At 47.3% G+C, this 18,259-nt stretch carries 20 protein-coding genes; 9 read left to right on the forward strand and 11 right to left on the reverse strand.

Annotated elements, in window-relative coordinates; translation table 11 throughout:
* Positions 1-149: 149 nt before the first annotated feature.
* Positions 150-992: a glucose PTS transporter transcription antiterminator GlcT gene (gene glcT / locus H615_RS0115900; protein WP_027956069.1), complete on the reverse strand. Its 843-nt coding sequence runs from the start codon at positions 990-992 to the stop codon at positions 150-152.
* A 184-nt stretch (positions 993-1,176) separates the two neighbouring features.
* Between glcT and H615_RS0115905 the strand changes: the two genes are divergently transcribed.
* The gene (locus tag H615_RS0115905; RefSeq protein WP_027956070.1) at positions 1,177-1,995 is read left to right on the forward strand and encodes a Cof-type HAD-IIB family hydrolase; all 819 of its coding nucleotides are present in this window, start codon (positions 1,177-1,179) and stop codon (positions 1,993-1,995) included.
* Positions 1,996-2,020: 25 nt separating this feature from the next.
* Here the strand turns inward: H615_RS0115905 and recX are convergent, their stop codons facing one another.
* Positions 2,021-2,836 (reverse strand): recombination regulator RecX, encoded by an 816-nt coding sequence (gene recX / locus H615_RS0115910; RefSeq protein WP_027956071.1) that lies wholly within the window; start codon positions 2,834-2,836, stop codon positions 2,021-2,023.
* Between the two features lie 96 nt (positions 2,837-2,932).
* Here recX and H615_RS0115915 point away from each other — a divergent pair, with 96 nt between their 5' ends.
* Together H615_RS0115915 and H615_RS0115920 are read left to right on the forward strand one after the other, a co-directional pair.
* Positions 2,933-3,838 (forward strand): TIGR01777 family oxidoreductase, encoded by a 906-nt coding sequence (locus H615_RS0115915; RefSeq protein ID WP_027956072.1) that lies wholly within the window; start codon positions 2,933-2,935, stop codon positions 3,836-3,838.
* Between the two features lie 439 nt (positions 3,839-4,277).
* Positions 4,278-5,399, forward strand: a complete 1,122-nt coding sequence (locus tag H615_RS0115920) for an amidohydrolase (protein WP_027956073.1) — start codon at positions 4,278-4,280, stop codon at positions 5,397-5,399.
* Positions 5,400-5,439: 40 nt separating this feature from the next.
* Here H615_RS0115920 and hxlB read toward each other — a convergent pair whose 3' ends face one another.
* Together hxlB and hxlA are read right to left on the reverse strand one after the other, a co-directional pair.
* Entirely contained in the window at positions 5,440-5,997 is a 558-nt protein-coding gene (gene hxlB, locus H615_RS0115925) for a 6-phospho-3-hexuloisomerase (protein WP_027956074.1), read from the reverse strand.
* 8 nt (positions 5,998-6,005) lie between these two features.
* On the reverse strand, positions 6,006-6,638 hold the full coding sequence (gene hxlA, locus H615_RS0115930) for a 3-hexulose-6-phosphate synthase (protein WP_027956075.1): 633 nt from the start codon (positions 6,636-6,638) through the stop codon (positions 6,006-6,008).
* A gap of 175 nt (positions 6,639-6,813) precedes the next feature.
* Between hxlA and H615_RS0115935 the strand changes: the two genes are divergently transcribed.
* The 4 genes from H615_RS0115935 (at position 6,814) to H615_RS21515 (ending at position 9,778) form a co-directional block, all read left to right on the forward strand.
* On the forward strand, positions 6,814-7,188 hold the full coding sequence (locus H615_RS0115935; protein WP_027956076.1) for a winged helix-turn-helix transcriptional regulator: 375 nt from the start codon (positions 6,814-6,816) through the stop codon (positions 7,186-7,188).
* 216 nt (positions 7,189-7,404) lie between these two features.
* A complete protein-coding gene (locus tag H615_RS0115940) occupies positions 7,405-8,199 on the forward strand; it encodes a DUF4397 domain-containing protein (RefSeq protein ID WP_027956077.1) in 795 nt (264 codons plus the stop codon).
* Positions 8,200-8,329: 130 nt separating this feature from the next.
* Complete coding sequence (locus tag H615_RS0115945) at positions 8,330-8,893, forward strand: class F sortase (RefSeq protein WP_244877768.1); 564 nt, start codon at positions 8,330-8,332, stop codon at positions 8,891-8,893.
* 336 nt (positions 8,894-9,229) lie between these two features.
* On the forward strand, positions 9,230-9,778 hold the full coding sequence (locus tag H615_RS21515; protein WP_035532501.1) for a GNAT family N-acetyltransferase: 549 nt from the start codon (positions 9,230-9,232) through the stop codon (positions 9,776-9,778).
* A 154-nt stretch (positions 9,779-9,932) separates the two neighbouring features.
* On the opposite strand, the gene H615_RS0115965 is transcribed toward H615_RS21515, so the two are convergent.
* Positions 9,933-10,595 carry an RsiV family protein gene (locus tag H615_RS0115965; protein ID WP_244877769.1) on the reverse strand — a complete coding sequence of 221 codons (663 nt, stop codon included), beginning with the start codon at positions 10,593-10,595 and terminating at the stop codon, positions 9,933-9,935.
* Between the two features lie 150 nt (positions 10,596-10,745).
* On the opposite strand from H615_RS0115965, the gene H615_RS0115970 reads away from it, so the two are divergent.
* The gene (locus H615_RS0115970; protein WP_027956081.1) at positions 10,746-11,105 is read left to right on the forward strand and encodes a Lin0512 family protein; all 360 of its coding nucleotides are present in this window, start codon (positions 10,746-10,748) and stop codon (positions 11,103-11,105) included.
* A 431-nt stretch (positions 11,106-11,536) separates the two neighbouring features.
* Here the strand turns inward: H615_RS0115970 and H615_RS0115975 are convergent, their stop codons facing one another.
* The 6 genes from H615_RS0115975 to H615_RS21520 all read right to left on the reverse strand — a co-directional run bounded on the left by H615_RS0115975 (position 11,537) and on the right by H615_RS21520 (position 17,262).
* Positions 11,537-12,211, reverse strand: a complete 675-nt coding sequence (locus H615_RS0115975) for a TraR/DksA C4-type zinc finger protein (protein ID WP_027956082.1) — start codon at positions 12,209-12,211, stop codon at positions 11,537-11,539.
* A 500-nt stretch (positions 12,212-12,711) separates the two neighbouring features.
* The gene (locus tag H615_RS0115980) at positions 12,712-13,848 is read right to left on the reverse strand and encodes a bifunctional cystathionine gamma-lyase/homocysteine desulfhydrase (protein WP_027956083.1); all 1,137 of its coding nucleotides are present in this window, start codon (positions 13,846-13,848) and stop codon (positions 12,712-12,714) included.
* 4 nt (positions 13,849-13,852) lie between these two features.
* On the reverse strand, positions 13,853-14,770 hold the full coding sequence (locus H615_RS0115985; RefSeq protein WP_027956084.1) for a PLP-dependent cysteine synthase family protein: 918 nt from the start codon (positions 14,768-14,770) through the stop codon (positions 13,853-13,855).
* Between the two features lie 21 nt (positions 14,771-14,791).
* Complete coding sequence (locus H615_RS0115990; protein WP_027956085.1) at positions 14,792-15,247, reverse strand: S-ribosylhomocysteine lyase; 456 nt, start codon at positions 15,245-15,247, stop codon at positions 14,792-14,794.
* Between the two features lie 4 nt (positions 15,248-15,251).
* On the reverse strand, positions 15,252-15,911 hold the full coding sequence (locus tag H615_RS0115995) for a class I SAM-dependent DNA methyltransferase (RefSeq protein ID WP_242520375.1): 660 nt from the start codon (positions 15,909-15,911) through the stop codon (positions 15,252-15,254).
* A 211-nt stretch (positions 15,912-16,122) separates the two neighbouring features.
* Complete coding sequence (locus H615_RS21520) at positions 16,123-17,262, reverse strand: DEAD/DEAH box helicase (protein ID WP_051254747.1); 1,140 nt, start codon at positions 17,260-17,262, stop codon at positions 16,123-16,125.
* 222 nt (positions 17,263-17,484) lie between these two features.
* Between H615_RS21520 and H615_RS0116010 the strand changes: the two genes are divergently transcribed.
* Complete coding sequence (locus H615_RS0116010) at positions 17,485-18,147, forward strand: peroxiredoxin (RefSeq protein ID WP_027956088.1); 663 nt, start codon at positions 17,485-17,487, stop codon at positions 18,145-18,147.
* Positions 18,148-18,259 lie beyond the last annotated feature (112 nt).

Here is an 18,259-nt window from a genome sequence, read left to right on the forward strand (position 1 = left end):
TAGGAATGATGACTTGAAGCCGATCTGTTTATGGACATAAAAAAGGCATGAGCACAGCAGGCCAAAGTGGCATAAGGATAGACCTATCCCTATGATAACCACTTCCCCTGCATGTACTCATGCCTGATCGTGTCAGTAACACGTACGTTTTAGGATTTATGGGTTAAACGCTGCAGATGAATCGTCAGATAAACGGCTTCTGATTCATCCACGGGTTTATTCAGCTGTTTCTGCATCACTTTAATCAACTTCCAAGCAAGATTATAGCATACCGGGTACTCCTGTTTCAACATCTCAGCGAGACGAATTTCATCCCCTGCCGATTCCCCCTGGTAGACACGGTCGATCGCTCTGTGAAGGTGCTGGACAAGCCGATGATAATCGACACTTTTTTTGTCGATCTCAACGTCCATGGTTTTCTCCACAATTCCTACAAGCCGGGTGATCAACTGGTTATGCCGGTTGATTTCCCGCAGCGTCTTATCCGTGACCGCACTATGAATATGCAGCGCAATAAAACCGGTTTCCCCTTCCGGAAAATGAATGCCCATCTGGTCGTAAATCATCGTCACCACTTCTGTCGCCACCTGGTATTCCTTCGGATAAAGCGATTCGATTTCGAACAGGAACGGGTTCGAGAACTGCATTTCTTTTTTGGCCCGGTTGATGGCGAAAGCAATGTGGTCAGTCAGAGCCACGTGGATATGCTGGTTCAGCTCCTGTCCCATCCTCGCTTCGATATGGTGCAGGATATCATTCATAAAATCAATCAGCGCTTCATCAATGTGAGGCAGCAGATTGACATACTGTTCCTTTTCCTGTTCATTGCTCAAAAGAAAGGTTTTGTCGGCTTTGTCGAAGGAGACGTCCTCCCCTGTGGACTTGTTGAAGCCGATTCCTTTTCCGATCAGCACCACTTCCTCGTAGGACGGGTGGGCAGCAATGATGACGTTATTATTCAATACTTTTTTTATTGTTAATTGCTGTTCCATAACGGTCCCCCACTAACATCACACTAAAAGCGTTTTCAGTCATCTCATAACTTCTATCCTATAGTTGATTTGTATTTTTTACAAGAGGTTAAACTACGGGCAGGTATTCTCCTTTGTGTGTAAGCGATTACGTCGTGTACAATCATGAAGGTACTTGATAAATGCCAAAGGAAGGAGCATTTCCATGATCAAATTGTTTGTTACAGACCTTGATGGCACCCTGCTCGGCCAGGACCATTATATAAAGAATGAAGATGTAGATGCCTTAAAAAAGATGATCGACCACGGGACTCCGCTTGCCGTAGCCTCCGGACGTATGGACCATGAAATCAGCGAGGTGCTGAAACGTGTAGGCGTCAACGGACACCGCGTCAGCCAGAACGGCGCTTTCGTCTTTGACAGTCAGAACAAGCCGGTCCTCGCAAAGACGTTCGACCCTGAGCTTGCCCACCGGATTGTCAGAGAAATTGATGACGAACCGATGGTTAAAACGGTGTCGACAGCTGATGAAACCTTTACAAAGGAACACAGCCACTGGATCGACCTCATTTCCGAGCAGATGTTCCATGACATCATCGTTAAGCCGGAACTGAATGAGGTAATCGGTACAAAAGTGACCCCGTCCAAGATTACCCTGCACGGAGAGGAAGCCGATGTCATCAAGGCTGCTGATAAAGTCGCAAGCACCTTCGGCGAAGAAATCGACAGCTTCATCTCCCACGAATCCTGCGTGGATATGATGCCTAAAAACATCAATAAGCAGAGTGGTCTGAAAAAGTTGATCGAAGGACTCGGCCTTGCCCCTGAAGAAGTCGCCTGTGTCGGGGATTCCTTTAATGATGTAAGCATGTTTGAAATGACACCGCACAGCTACGTCATGTCCACAGCACGTGATGAAGTGAAAGCGAAAGCCGGTACGGTTGTCGATCATGTTCACGAAGCCATTGAAGACCTTGATAAAAAAGGCCTGCTCAGAAAACAAGAACAAGTAGTTGACGTTTAAGTCACCTGCTTGTTCTTTTTTCATGCTAGCTTTCTTCGATATATTCCTCCATGAACCTGTCGATGGAATCGAATGCAAACCCTTTTCGGTACAGGCCCGCTTTCACCTTCTGTTTTAATTCATAGCCTTCCGCCTTGGAAGAATACTTCCGGAGCAGCTTCTCCCCCTGGTGGACGACGGCCTGCCATTCCGCATCCTCATTCTCTTCATCGGGAAGCTGTGCGATCACTTCCTGAATGACATCCCCTGTAAAGCCCTTCTGCATCAGCGTCTGCTGTACCTGTTGGACCTGCTGTTTATGAGACTTCCTGCCATCGTTCCTCATTTTCTTTTCTGCAAATTTCAAGGCTTTTTCAATCTGCTCGTCGAAAGAATAATGATGAAGCGCATCTGCTGCGGTCTGCGCATGGACTCCTTTTTCAATCAGTTCCTTTTTCACCATGAGCGGACCTTTACTGGAAGTCGTCACCCTCGTCCGGACGAGGGAGCGGGCAAATTCCTGATCATTCAGCAGCCGCTCGTTTTTCAACCGCTTGATGATTTCATCGATCTGCTCCGGATCGGTTTCCTTTTCCCTGAGATAGTCGCGGATCTCCTTTTCCGAACGCATGCGGTAGCTTAAATAATTGATGGCAAGGGTATAGGATTTATGCAGGTTATCACTCTGAATCAGTGCCTGGACAGCGGCATCATCAAGCTCCATATTTTTCTGGAGCTTGTGCTTGATGAGGACATCTTCATCAACACTGAATCCGTACTCTTCTCCCTGGCCTTTATCCAGAAAAATATTGTACCGCGCCTTATTTTTTTTCTGCGTTGTAATTTTTGTCAATTTAGCCATTCGCTTCACCCCAATGCGTTTATTTTACCACGACTCCACCTTGGATACATGATAAAGGACCGGAGACAGCCTATCCATAGAACAGGAGGAATAGAAATGAAAATTGCCGTTACTGGTGGGACAGGGTTTGTAGGACAGAAACTCGTACAAGCGTTGAAAAAGGAAGGTCATGACATCTACATACTGACCCGCAGCCCCGAGAAGCATCAAAATACAGATCAGGTCACTTATGTTGGATGGTTGAAGGAATCCTTCTCCCCGGAAAAGAAACTGCCTGTGCTGGACGCCATCGTAAACCTGGCCGGCGAATCATTGAACAGCGGACGATGGACAGAAGAAAAGAAACAGACCATCCTCCAGAGCCGGATCGAAGCCACTGAGGGCGTTCTTGATCTGATCGATGCCCTTCCTGAAAAGCCGGATGTACTTGTCAATGCGTCAGCTGTCGGATTTTATGGACAATCCAAAACGAAAACGTTCACGGAAGAAACGACAAAGGCAGGGAACGATTTTCTTGCTAGTGTCGTCGTGGAATGGGAGGAAAGGGCGGCTAAAGCCAAGGAAAAAGGGGTGCGAACCGTTTATGTGCGCTTCGGAATTATCTTAGGTGAGGAAGGCGCCCTTCCTAAAATGGTCCTCCCTTACAAAATGATGGTCGGCGGAAACCTCGGCTCCGGTGAACAGTGGATGTCCTGGATCCACGTCCAGGACGTTGTCGGCCTCATTCAATTTGCGCTCATTCACCCCGACCTTGAGGGCCCGTTGAATGGAACGGCTCCCAATCCGAAGCGAAACAAGGATTTCGGACAGACATTGGGGGATGTTCTCAACCGGCCGCACTGGCTCCCGGCTCCGGCCTTCGCATTGAAGGCAGCGCTTGGAGATATGAGTACCCTGCTCCTTGATGGTCAGGCCGTTATTCCGAAAAAAGCACTCCGAGAAGGGTACAGCTTCAAGTATCCCGAACTAGAGCCGGCTCTTGCCTCTATTCTGGAAAACTAACAAACAAGGACCAAAGTTCCCCACTTTGGTCCTTTCAGCTTGTAGAGAAACGTCTGATTCTCTGCCCTGTTGTTCATTCGAATTTGTGTAGGTATGCTCCACTTTTTTGATGTATTAAAAAATCGGCTTGTTCCCTGTGGATGTAAGAACAATTCCAAGAGAAACGGTTTGTATATCGACCGATTTCCGGCCCGTGATCTGTTGCGGTCACGAGGGGCCTTCGGTGGTGACGCCTGCGGGAACAGCCTAAGTTAGCTGAGGCCTTACCCACGGCAAAAGCGGAACGTGAATATCCAAATAATAAGGACAGCCCCACGAAAAAAAAGTACTTTTATTCAGTTTAGAAGAAACAAAGTCCTGGGCTTTGTTCTTTTTTTAGAGCCAACAGGAAAGAATAACCGTATAATAAAAGTATAACTATTGGAAAGGCTGTATGTTTATGATGACTGTCATTAAGAATGTCCATATTCACCCGATCACCTCTCCATCTATTCCGAACGGCTCTGTCCACATTGTCGACGGAAAAATTCAGGATTATGGAGCGGACCTCCAAATTCCTGAACAAGCGGAATGCATTGATGGAAAAGGAATGGATCTGTATCCCGGCTTTATTGACGTCCACACCCACCTCGGATTATATGATGAAGGTACAGGCTGGGCAGGCAGTGATGCCAACGAAACGATTGAAGCCATCACTCCCCATTTAAGAGCTATCGACGGCGCTCACCCGCTGGATCCTGCTTTCTTCAATGCGCGCAAAGCCGGTGTCACGACCGCCCACATTATGCCGGGGAGCGCCAATATGATCGGTGGGATGACGTCGGTTATAAAGACCGTGGGCCATACCATCAACCATATGATTCTACGCCAGACGGCCGGGCTGAAGCTGGCTCTCGGTGAAAACCCGAAACGCATTCACTCCCAGTCCAAAAATGCATCCATCACCCGTCTTGGCATCATGGGGACGCTGCGGGAAACATTTTATGCTGCCATGAAAGATCCTGACCCAGGCCTCCGTGTCCAGCCGATACTTAAAGCTCTCAACAAGGAAATCCCTGTCCGGATCCACGCACACAGAGCGGATGACATTGTTACAGCGCTCCGGTTTGCAGATGAATTCGATCTTGATTTAAGAATCGAACACTGTACAGAAGGGCACCTGATCGCAGACGAGCTGGCCGGCCGTGATCTCCAGGTATCTGTCGGACCCACCTTTACACGAGCGTCTAAAATTGAACTGCGCAACAAAACGTGGCAGACGTATAAAATTCTGCATGACTACGGCATTAAAGTATCGATTACGACCGATCACCCCTACACCCCTATCCAATACTTAAACATCTGCGCAGCCCTGGCGGCCAGAGAAGGAATGGAAATTGAGGATGCCCTGCGCGGCATTACCATTACTCCAGCGAAAAACCTCGGCGTGGATGACCGGGTAGGATCTATCGAAAAAGGCAAGGATGCCGATCTTGTCCTATGGAGCGGTCACCCTTTCGAGTATCTCTCCAAGCCGATATGGACAATGATCAACGGAAAAATGGTTTACTACCAGGAATAAAAAAACAAGCCTCTCCCATTTGGAAGAGGCTTGTTTTCATTTATTCAAGATTGGCATGCTTTCCGTACATCATCTCTGAATCCAGGCCTTTTTTCTCCATCAGACCTAAAATTAAAGCATCATATAAGACGAGCATCGTTTGTTCAAATAAGGATCCCATCGGCTGGATCGTGCGGAACTCTTCCTGACCACGGTCTTTGGGAGCTCCCGGCATTTGAACCGTCAGATCCGCTGTTTTACCGATGGTAGAATCAGGATTGATCGTAACAGCCGCCACTTTTCCACCTAAACGCTTTGCCTTTTCTGCCACAGCCGCAAGCGAAACGGTTTCTCCAGAGCCTGTACCGATGATCAAAAGGTCCCCTTCTTCCAGTCCAGCTGTGACGGTCTCACCTACCGCATAAGCGTCCAGCCCTATATGCATGAGACGCATGACAAAAGATTTTCCCATTAAGCCGGAACGGCCGGCGCCCGCAACGAAAATTCTCCTGGACTGAAGCATCTGGGTGATTAGTGCTTCTGTTTCTTCACGGGAGATAAGTGAAATACTTTCTTCCAGCTCAGCAGTAATCTTCTTCATATACGCTTGTGCATTCATAAAGCACCTCAGCCTTGGGTAATGAGTTCTTTGATTTGCTTGGCTGCTGATGCTTTGTCTTCCTGGCCGGTAATTCCTCCGCCGACGATGATCAAATCAGGGTTATGGCTGATCACTTCCGGAAGGGTTTCGAGCTTGATGCCGCCCGCAATGGCCGTCTTCGCGTTCTTGACTACTTTCTTAATAGCAGCAAGGTCTGCAAAGGAATCTTTTCCAACGGCTTGGAGATCATAACCCGTGTGTACACAAATATAATCCACACCGAGCTGATCCAGTTCCCCGGCACGTGCTTCAATATCCTGAACAGCGATCATGTCGGCAAGAATTTCTTTCCCCTGTTTTTTCGCTTCCTTTACGGCTCCTTTGATGGATTCATCTTCAGCAGCTCCAAGAATGGTAACGATGTCTGCTCCTGACGCAGACGCCTGGCTGACCTCGTAACCGGCCGCATCCATAATTTTAAGATCGGCAAGAACGGTCATATCAGGGAAGGCTTTCTTCATTTCTTTCACAGCCTTCAATCCTTCATTAATGACGACCGGCGTGCCGATTTCCACCACGTCGACATGGTTCTCCACTTCCTTCACCACTTCAATGGCACCGTTAATATCTACAAGATCTAAAGCAAGTTGTAATTTCATATATCTTCGACTCCTTCTTCTTTGAGTTGGATAAGCCCCAGGTTAAAAACTTTACGCTGTGGCACAGGGATTAGTATACTCAGCCTAGTGAAACAAAAAAAGTACGCATTTTTTTCACACGTAGTGAAAAAAAGTATACTGCCCCCTCGACTTTTATATAGAAAGGAAGAGCATGATGCCGAATTTGGGAGAACGATCATTCAACTGTGAAAAAGAATTAACTTTAGCCATTATAGGTGGAAAGTGGAAAATGCTGATTCTCTGGCATTTAGGAAAAGAAGGAACGAAACGCTTCGGAGAACTGAAGACCCTTATGCCGGGAATTACCCAGCGGATGCTCGTCAACCAGCTGCGTGAACTTGAAGCCCACGATATCATTCACCGGGAAGTGTACCCGGTCGTTCCCCCCAAAGTGGAATATTCGCTGACCAAACACGGGGAAAGCCTGCTCCCGATTCTGGAAGCGATGTACGCCTGGGGAAGAAATTATGTCGATGAGGTGCTCGATGGTAAAGATGACTTCACTATCGCCGGGGATCACAGCGGATAACGCATAACATCCATCCATAGCAAGGCAGTAAAAAGGGCACCGATTCATCCCGGTGCTTTTTTTGCACATTCATTACAAATATAATGTTTCGAATTCAAACTTTACGGTAATAGGTAGACTGTAACAAAACTTGTACAAGTGTTACACAGCGTTGTATGAATTCGATATTTTTTGCCTTCCCGGCAATGAATATAAAAAATCAAGGGAGTGGAATGAATGAAGAAATTGTTATCAAGTCTTGCTGCTGTTGTTTTGATTTTTGGAATGTTCGCCCCGGCTGTTTTCGCAGATCATCACGAGGAAGCTATGCTCCGTGTCGTCCATGCTTCACCTGATGCGCCTGCGGTTGACGTATACTTAAATGATGAAGCCGCTGTTGAAGGTGCTGAGTTCAAAGCAGCTACCGACTATATGAAAGTTCCTGCAGGAGAACATACCGTTGAAATTTATGCAGCCGGTACAAAAGGTGAACAGGATCCTGTTATTTCAACAAATGTTACAGTAGAAGCTGGTAAAGCTTATACAGCAGCAGCTGTTGATAACCTGGAGAACCTGCAGTTGAAAGCTCTTGAAGATTCCATGGAAGCAAGTGAAGATATGGCTAAAATCCGCGTTGGACACTTCATTCCAGAAGCTCCAGCTGTTGATGTAGGACCTATCGATGGAGACGCTGTCTTCTCTGGCGCCGAATTCCCGATGGTAACCGATTATAAGGAACTTGAAGCTGGAACATATGACCTGGAAGTCCGCACAACAGATGGGACACAGCTGATTGACCTTTCCGGAACAGCTCTGGAAGCAGGTAATGTCTATAGTGCATTCGCTGTAGGGACTGCTGATAATCCTGAAGTAATCCTTCTTCAAGATTCATCCGCTATGCCTTCTGATATGCCTGAAACTGGTTTTGGTGGAACAAACCAGACATCCAATGCCCTTCTATATGCCGGTATCCTGGGTCTGGCAGCAGCAGGTGCTGGTGTATTCCTTACACGCAGAAAATCTGAAGCGTAAGTAAGATATGAAAAGAATCTTAACCCCTGTGATCCTCGGTCTCTTCGTTTTCTTCGCAAGCTATTTCCTGCTTAGCGAAGAACCCTTGAAAGAGGCCGGGGTTCTTTCTACCTCCAGCCAGGATGAGTTTATGAAAGAAACACACGCAGGAGAAAAAGAAACCAGAGACGCCCTTGAAAACGAGCCGATCCAGCAGAATTACACACCTGCCGCCACCGTATCTCCTGACAAACAGGAGGGCATCGTACCGAATCGGTTGGAAATCCCCGCCATCGACGTCGACGCCCCTGTCCAGTCACTCGGGTATACCGATGAAGGTGGAATGGCGGTTCCTGCTAACTTGACGGACACCGGATGGTTTGAGCCTGGGACAAAACCAGGGAACCAGGGGAATTCCGTCATCGCTGGTCATGTAGATGGGAGAAGCGGCCCCGCCGTATTTTTTGATTTAAAAGAACTGTCAGAGGGCGATGAGATTTATCTTTATGATGATGAAGGAACCCGCCTAACGTTCACAGTGGAAAAAATGGCGTCCTACCCTTTTCAAGATTCACCCATCCGTGAACTTTTCGGTCCTTCCAGCGGACAGAGGTTAAACTTAATTACCTGTACAGGATCGTACAACCAGGAAGCCTCCACTTATTCCGAGCGCCTCGTTGTCTTTACTGTGCTGACAGAAGTAGAGGACGTTTAATAGGCACCCAGCCTTCACGGTAAGGGTGCCTTTTTATGTTTTACATAAAGGCTGGAGGGTGACGAAACAAGGAAAAAATTTCATCGCAACTTTACAATTATTTTATTCACTTTTTTACGGTTTTGGATTATTATAAGTTTAGATGATTCTTTATAAGTTTCTGTTTTAGGGAAGGCAAATGGTGCGCCACCAGTAGCTGTACTGGTTCTAGTGGGTTCGATTCCCACCCCGGATTTTTGTGAGCAATTGATAAAAATTCGAGGGGGGTTCGAACCAGCCAGGAATGGTTCTTTCCTATGCATACGACCCCCCTCCTCATCCAAGGAGGGATTTTTTATGCTGAAAAAGCGTGAACTGCATGACGCCCCGGTTTTGTTTGATTTGATGAATCACCCTGAAGTTTTTCCATATGTCCGCCATAAAGCTTCATCAAGTGATGAGTTTTACTTTTTGACAAAGCAGACCATAGAAGCAGAAGATCGGGGTGAATTGGTTTCACGTACGATCCTGGATGAGTGGGCCCAGCCAATCGGAACGATCAATCTTTTTGATATACAAGAAGGAAGAGGATTTTTAGCCACTTGGATCGGCCGTCCTTATTTCGGTATGGGGTACAACAAGCCTGCCAAGGAAGCGTTTTTTGAAGAGTTGTTCTTCCAGTTGGATGTTCAGGCGGTCTTTATGAAAATCCGCCGTACCAATGTCCGTTCCATGAAAGCCGCACTCAAAATTCCGTATGTATCCTCTGCCAACGAGGATTATCCGGACGTCTACGAATGGATCAACCGTAACGAGGATGTGTATGATCTTTACGTCATTACGAAAGACCAGTATTTATTCCACTATTATGGTGAGCAGAATAATGAGGAAATGATGGAAGCATAAGCAGAACGCTTATGCTTCTTTTTTGTGGAGAAAACTATCCACAGCATTGTGCACAGTGTGAATAACTTTCTGAATAATCAGCGAATACACAACTTTCACATAACCGCTCATGTGTACAAAAACCACACCACCGCTGTGGATCATGTGCACAAACTCATGTAACCGATGGAATGGGAACTTGGGGGGCGTTGATTTCTGTTTTCAGAAGACCCTTCATCGGAACCGGCACTTCTGGTGTGCCGTGAACACCTGCCGCTACTTCAAATTTATTGAATACAAGCACCAGATGATCATCCTTAATGTAAAAAGCTGTGTTCTCACGGACACCCGCAAATGGCTGTTCAGCACGAAGATCCGGATCAGCATCCAATACTTTTTTCACTTCCTTATTCAACTTGGCCATATCAAAGAGATCCTGCAGCTTCTTCACTTCCCCGCCTGTCCTGTCTTCAAAGTTCACCGATGTGACCGTAGAATTGTAACGGTCCCCCCTTGATATGTGGGAAATCATAACAACAGAATAGAAATGTTTTTCCTGGTAAACAGCGGACTCTTCATAATACAAATAAGGAACTCCGCTGAAATCAGCTGCCCCCTTCTGCACCCGCCCGGCCGTATGCTCCAGCTTTTGAACAATCCTGTGATTGACGATGTTCTGCAGTTCTTCATTTTCCAAATTCGTAAACAAAGGATAGTCGGCATGTACCTCCCAATCCTCCGCCACTTTATCTTTGTGCATGATTTTATACATACTTTCCGCCGAAACAGCTTCTGATGTGATCAGGATCACCATCAAAGCCACCACCCATAGTCGCATCACTGTCCATCCCTCCTGTACCATTAGTTTGACCTAAATAGGCGAAACTAATGGACGGGAGTGAAATTTTTATCCGCTGATCTTTGTCCATATCCTTTCCGGAGCGTCTGGAACCTGTGATACCATACAAGAAGAAAGGTGGGAAATGATATGGATCAACTTATGTTTATACAAACCGGAATGGGAACAGATGTACACGGACAGAATGTGACAAAGGCAGCTGTCCGAGCAGTCAAGAATGCCATCCACACCAATTCCATGCCGGGCATCCGGACCGTTCTTCCTGAACAATCTCTGGACAATATGAAAATTAACGTCAAACTGGCCGTCCCCTGCGATTTCGATCAGCTGGATCATGAGGAAGTGAAAAAAGCCATTCCATTTGGCGAAGTGAACATCACCGTCATGGAGGGTGGAATGGTTACAACCAGCGGCATTTTTCTTGAAGAGAAAGAAGACAAAAATGATTTGATGTACATCGTAAATGCAGCCGTTGAAGTCGGTTATTAATCAGAAGAAGGCCCGGGACACTCCCGGGCCTAAGCTTGTAGAGAAACCTTTTTTCTAATAACTGCAAAGGGCGGGCCAATTCTTGGTCACGGATAGAATTTTTCCAACGCAAGCAGTAGTAACGCAGCCAGTACTGTTCTTTTAAAACGGCGAAAGAGCTATGCTCAACGTTCTCTTTTATCATAGGGTAAAGCTGTTTCCACACAGGCATCGGCACGAGGAGCGTTCGGTGGTGACGCCTGCGGGAACAGTGCGAGCCGAAGATCCACTTGGTCCAATGGTTTTCTTGACCAAGTTAGCTGAGGCCGTGCCCGCGGCAAGCATCCACCGATAAGTGGAACGTGCCCCCTCATCACGACAGGACAACTCTAACTGGATAACACGGATTTTTCTACAGCCTTAGGCCCGGGATGCTCCCGGGCCTTTCTCGTTTACTGCTCCTCTTCCCTTTCATCCATTTCATCCATGTACTTATCATAATGCTCATTTCTTTGGAAGGAGACACCATCCGCTCCCGTATAGCCGTTCATATCCGTCGAAACAAACGACTCGAATTCTTCTGCATAGCCGACACCGTCCTGATTGTCCATAAGGGATGAATCATCATAGGTCATGCTGCTTTGATTGAAGGAAGCCACCTGCTCATAAGCATTCTGTTCATTATATTCAGGATCATCCGAGTCTCTTCCGTAGTCATTCTCAAGATGAGTCAACACGTCCTGTTCGACCGGAGGGTCAGAGGGAACCTCCTCATTCGGTGATGCATCCGCAACGGTCCGTGCTGTCGGGAGAGCTTCCAGTCGCTCCGCAGGAATCTGCTGCCCCGTTACTTCACAAATGCCGTACGTCCCGTCTTTTATCTGCTGAAGCGAATATTCAATGTCCTGTAATTCTTCTTTAAAATGAGCAAGCAGGGCCATATCCTTTTCCCTTTCATACAACTCTGTCCCTGAATCCGCGGGATGATTGTCGTACTGTGACAATTCACCCGAGGCCATATCACTCGCAAATCCCCGCTTCAGGCCATACTGGTCATCATCCATCATCTGCTGTTCCAATTCCTTCTTTCGGTCTTCCAACTGCTTTTTATATTGAATATAATCCATGTCATTCCACTCCTGATTGATAGTCCCTGTTAGTTTGACACTCCCTTCTTTTCCTATACAAAAAGGGAGTGCTCTAATAAGAGCACTCCCTCAGCTAGAAACCCTTTTTCTAGTGACTCCAAAGGAGCGGGCACCAATACTTGATCATGGATAGGATCTTTCCCACGCAAGCGGCAGTAACGCAGCCTGTACTGTTCTTTTGAAATGGCGAAGGAGCTATATGCTCATCTTTCTCATTTATCATAGCGTAAAGCTGTTTTCCCACAGGCATCGGCACGTGGAGCGTTCGGTGGTGACGCCTGCGGGAACAGCGCGGGCCTCAGCTAACTTGGTCCAATGGTTTTCTTGACCAAGTTGCTGAGGCCGTGCCCGCGGCAAGCATCCGCCGATAAGCGGAACGTGCCTTCTCAACACGACATACGGACAACTCTAACTGGATAGGACGAGATTTTTCTACAGACTAAGGGAGTGCTCTAATAAGAGCACTCCCTTTTTTCTTGTTATTTTCTTAAGGCTTGGAGGAAATCTTCCTTCAAATCTTCAATATCTTCCAACCCGATGGACACGCGGACAAGACCCTCCGTAATGCCAAGCTCTGCCCGGCGGTCTTCAGGGATGGACGCGTGAGTCATTTGGGCAGGTACAGAAATGAGACTTTCCACAGCTCCAAGACTTTCCGCCAGCGTAAAATAGTTCACATGGCGGAGCACCTTGTCGGCTTTTTCAGCGGTGCCGACGTCAAAACTGATCATACCACCGTTTCCGCCTGCCTGTTTCGTGTGTACATCATGACCATTATGCGAAGGAAGCCCTGGGTAGTAAATGTCCGTGACTTCCGGAAGTTCCTGAAGAAACTCGACAAACTGCCGGGTATTCTCTTCAATTTCCTCCATGCGGATACCGAGGGTTTTGATTCCTCTCATTAACAGCCAGGAATCTTGAGGTCCGAGGATTCCACCTGAAGAATTCAACACAAAATGAACGTCTTCTGCCAGCTGTTCGGAATTTACTACGACAAGCCCGGCGACGACATCGCTATGGCCGCCCAGATATTTCGTCGCGCTGTGCAGGACGATATCCGCGCCGTGCTCCAGTGGATTCTGCCAGTATGGTGTACTGAAGGTATTATCCACGATGAACGTTAAGTCATGCTTTTTCGCAAGCTCTGCCGTTTGATTAAGGTCGGTAATTTTCAGCAGTGGATTGGTCGGCGTTTCGACGTAGACCGCTTTCGTACGATCCGTGACTGCCGCTTCGATATTCGCCGTATCACTCGTGTCCACAAAACTCGCTTCCAGGCCGAAGCGGTTGATCACTTTGGACACGAGACGGTACGTACCGCCGTACACATCGTCGGTAAAAATGATGTGATCTCCGTGATTGAAAGTCATCAGGACCGCCGTAATAGCAGCCATCCCAGAACCGAAGGCAAAACCGCGGTGCCCGCCTTCCAGATCTTTAATCAGTTCTTCCAAGGCAAAACGGGTCGGGTTGCCTGTCCGCGAATATTCATACCCGCGGTGCTGCCCCACGCCATCCTGAGCATACGTGCTGACCTGGTAAATCGGCACACTGACCGCTCCTGTTTTTTCATCTCCTGTAATACCACCGTGAATCAACTGCGTTTTTTTCCTCATGCTTTCACTCCTCGTAAATTCCTTGGCTTAAATACCGTTCACTGCTGTCGGGAAAAATAGTTACAATCCGGGTCCCGGGTTCTGCCTGCTCCGCTTCCCGGAGGGCGGCCTCAAACACTGCACCGGAAGAACTCGCTACAAGCAGCCCCTCATTGAGAGCCAGCTCTTTCACACGGGCAAAGGCATCTTCATCTGCAATCGTGTGAATGGCATCAAAATAGTCTGTATCCATATAAAAAGGTAGAAATTCCATACCGATACCTTCCGTACGATGAGACCCCGCTTCTCCACCATTCAGGATCGATCCTTCCGGTTCAACGATGACCGTCTTGACAGCAGGGTTCTGTTCTTTCAAGTATCGTGCTGTCCCCATAAAGGTCCCTCCTGTACCGGCTCCTGCCACGAAAACATCGACGTCACCATCAAGATCAGCATAAATTTCCGGACCAATGGATTCATAATAAGCATCCGGGTTTGCCTGATTGTTAAACTGCTGAGGACTGAAGGCGTCCGGAATCTGTTCACACAGCTCCTGCGCTTTATCAATCGCGCCTCGCATTCCCTGGTCCGTCGGCGTGTTAATCACTTCTGCTCCAAGGGCCCTCATCAGCGTCTGTTTTTCAACACTGAATTTTTCGGGTGTCACGAAAATCACCCGGAACCCTTTTCCAATAGCAGCAAGAGCGACACCGATCCCTGTATTGCCTGCGGTCGGTTCTACAATCGTCCCGCCAGGCTTCAGAAGATTACGTGTTAAAGCATCCTCAATCAGTTTTAAACCCAGGCGGTCTTTGATACTACCGCCTGGGTTCATGAATTCAAGCTTGGCAAATATACGGGCTTGATTCGGGATCGCTGAATGAGTGAGTTCAATCATAGGTGTCTGCCCAATCAAAGATTGGATATTCTTCACGTACCCCATCGCATTCTCATCTCCCGTTTTTTAAAAAACTTCCGTCCATTCGTCACGCTTGTTCAGCAGCTCGCGGGCAAGCTCCTGAGCACCTTCCAGGCTGTGGCTGGCTGCAAAACCGCACTGCACTTCGTTGCAGGCCGGTACTTCTTCTGCTTCCAATACATCCTGAAGCGTTTTTTCGATCACATTCAGAATATTTTCGTAGCTGTCATCATTCAGTACTGCAATATAAAAACCTGTCTGGCATCCCATCGGTCCAATATCGACGATACGCTCATGATGGTTTCGGCTGTTTTCTGCCATCAGATGTTCAAGAGAATGAAGCGCAGGCATATTCATGTGTTCCTGGTTCGGCTGCTTGATACGCAGATCATATTTATAGATCTTATCTCCCTTTTCCCCTTCGGTCACACCAACAAGACGTACATAAGGCGCTTTGACTTTCGTATGGTCAAGGTTAAAGCTTTCTACGTTCATAGGCATAAGATCATTCTCCTTTTTCCGCCTGGATAAGCCAGGCATATTTGTTAATTTGTTCAAACGATACCTCAAATCCTGCTTCGACAAACATTTCTTTTATCTCTTCTAGATAGGGGTAGTATTCTTCCTGCAGATCTTGAGCTAAATTTAAAAATCCTGCCTGCTCGGCTTCTTTGATCAACATGCTCTTATGATCTTTATCCTTAAACAGGGTATCAATAAATATCACCTGGCCATCTTCTTCGAGACGCTGATGAAAGTCGACAATGGCCGCTTTCTTCTCTGAACTAGTCAGGTGATGAAAAGCAAACGAGCTGACAATGGAACGGATTGGCGACTGAAGCATAGGGTATTCAAGGAAATTCCCTTCGTATATTGCTGCTTCAGGACATTTCACTTTGGCAATTCTCCGCATTTCCGAAGAAGGCTCAACGCCCAGGACCACTTTGTTCTGATCGACCATTTTTCTTGTAAGGTTGGCCGTTCCTACTCCGAACTCCAATACGGGAGATAATGAGAGCTTGGCTAAACGCTCCAGCATTTCCTCATAACCGTCGAAGACTTCTCTATATTCTGGATCTTTTCCTGCTACTGTATCATCATATGAACTCGCCCATTGGTTAAATAGGTCGACGAATTCCATTCCCATCGCTTCATCTCTCCCCATAATTTATAATCCCAATGCGTTTACTCGGAATTACATTAATAATGTATCATATTTCTGAAGATTCTACAACGGTATAGGTCTATGACCCATTTTTTAGCAGCTGCTTATCCATCCACCGGTTTACTTCACCCACAGAAGTGCCACTGTTCCTGAAAAAATGAAGGAAGGATGGCATGAAAAAAGCGAAGGATGCCTTTCAGCATCCTTCGCTCTATTCTTTTTCTCTTTTGCCTGGGGAAAGTGTATCGAGTGTACGGCGTTCGAGTTTTTGTTTGGTTTGTTTTTCTATAATGCTCAGCATCTGCTTATCCTTCGGCGAGGCGAAGGTGATGGCGAGCCCTTTGCCGCCCGCTCTTCCCGTACGGCCGATGCGGTGGATGTAGCTGTCCGCATCCTGGGGAATGTCGTAGTTGAAGACATGAGTGACTCCTTCTACATCCAACCCCCGGGCTGCTACATCGGTAGCCACTAAATATTGGATATCCGCTTCACGGAACCTTTTCATGACTTTCTGCCGTTTGGCCTGGGTAAGATCACCATGAAGTTCGTCGCTGAGGAATCCTTTGGCGAGGAGCGCATCATTCAACTTCTTCGCCCGGCGTTTGGTCCGGCAGAAGATGACAGCTAAAAATGGCCGATGCTCGTGCATAATTGTCATCAACGCATCCTGTTTGGCTCTGTCTGTCGTTTGATACAGCAGCTGTTTAATGTGGCCGATTGTTTCTTTCTCGGGCTTCACATGAATGGTTCTGGGCTCGCGGAGCATTTCCCGTCCGAGTTTTTTCACCGAAGACGGCAGTGTAGCAGAAAACAGCATGGACTGCCTATCCGGATTCGTTTGATCAAGGATGTCCATCACATCTGGATAAAAGCCGGCTTCCAGCATTTGATCCGCTTCATCAATGACAAGGTACTCAACCTGGGTAAGGTCGACGGTTTCCCGGCGCAGATGATCAAGCAGCCGACCAGGAGTCGCTACAATAATATGAACCGTCCCTTCCAGCTTATGCAGCTGTTTGATCGTATCCTGCCCGCCATAAACCGGCAGAACATGAATCTCCTCCGGGGCAAGGCGCTTCGTCTCCTCCGTAATCTGCAGTGCCAATTCCCTTGTCGGTGATATGATGAGCGCCTGCACGTGAGGCTTGGATGGATCGATTTTTTCTAATATCGGTACAGCAAAAGCAAACGTTTTTCCCGTGCCTGTCTGTGCCTGTCCCATGACATCCTGTCCGTCCATGATTACAGGGACCGCCTGCTCCTGAATAGGAGTGGGTACGGTAATTCCCTGTTTCTTCAATCGATCAATCATTTCCCGGGACATACCCAGTTGTTCAAAAGTTTTTTTCACTACTTATCCTTCTTCCTTCAATAAGATCTTCCTGTATACATACCTTCCCGTAGTATACCTGAAAATACACCGTTCCACCTCCTTCTTCATGAAAAACTATAAAAATTCTGTGCTCATTCGACAGGGCAGACTTTTGATTCATTCTTTCCCAAAAAAGATTAAGCGCTCTCATTTGTGGTAAGAGACATACAGAAACGAAATTCCTATCAAGGAGGAGAAATAATGGCTCAGTTTGATACAGAAGTTTCTCAAGTCACAATGCCGAGAATCGGGGACCGTGCTCCTTATTTTGAAGCACCCACCAACCACGGAAATATCAGCCTGAAGGATTATAAAGGAAAATGGCTCGTGCTGTTTTCCCATCCTTCCGATTTCACGCCGGTCTGTACGACAGAGTTTGTCGGCTTTCAGGAGATTTATCCTGAACTTCATCAACTTAACACCGAGCTGCTTGGCTTAAGCGTTGATTCCGTAAACTCCCACATTGCCTGGATCCGCAGCATTGAAGAAAATTTCAACACGTCCATCGAATTTCCCGTCATTGCCGATCTGGATAAGGAAGTCTCAATGAAATACGGCATGATTATGCCTGGAGAAAGTCAGGTAGAGACGAGCCGGGCTGTCTTTGTTATTGATGATCAGCAGAAGATTCGCTCGATCATCTATTATCCACTTACGACAGGACGGAATATGCAGGAAATTCTACGTCTCGTCAAAGCTTTACAGACGACCGATGAGCACGGGGTCTCCACCCCTGCGAACTGGCAGGAAGGAGACAAGGCCGTCGTTTCTCCACCAAAATCCCAGGAGGAAGCCGCCAAACGTTCTGAACAGGAGGATATTGATTATATCGACTGGTACATTTCCAAAAAAGACATTACGTAAGGATCGAGCTGCCCACGCCGGGCAGTTTTTTTCTTGAGAGCGTCCTTTTTCATGCCGGACGGGGACAATCCATATACATAGAATAAAGATGTATCGGTAAGGGGGAATTGTG

Source organism: Halobacillus kuroshimensis DSM 18393 (genome assembly GCF_000425705.1).
GTDB lineage: Bacteria > Bacillota > Bacilli > Bacillales > Halobacillaceae > Halobacillus > Halobacillus kuroshimensis.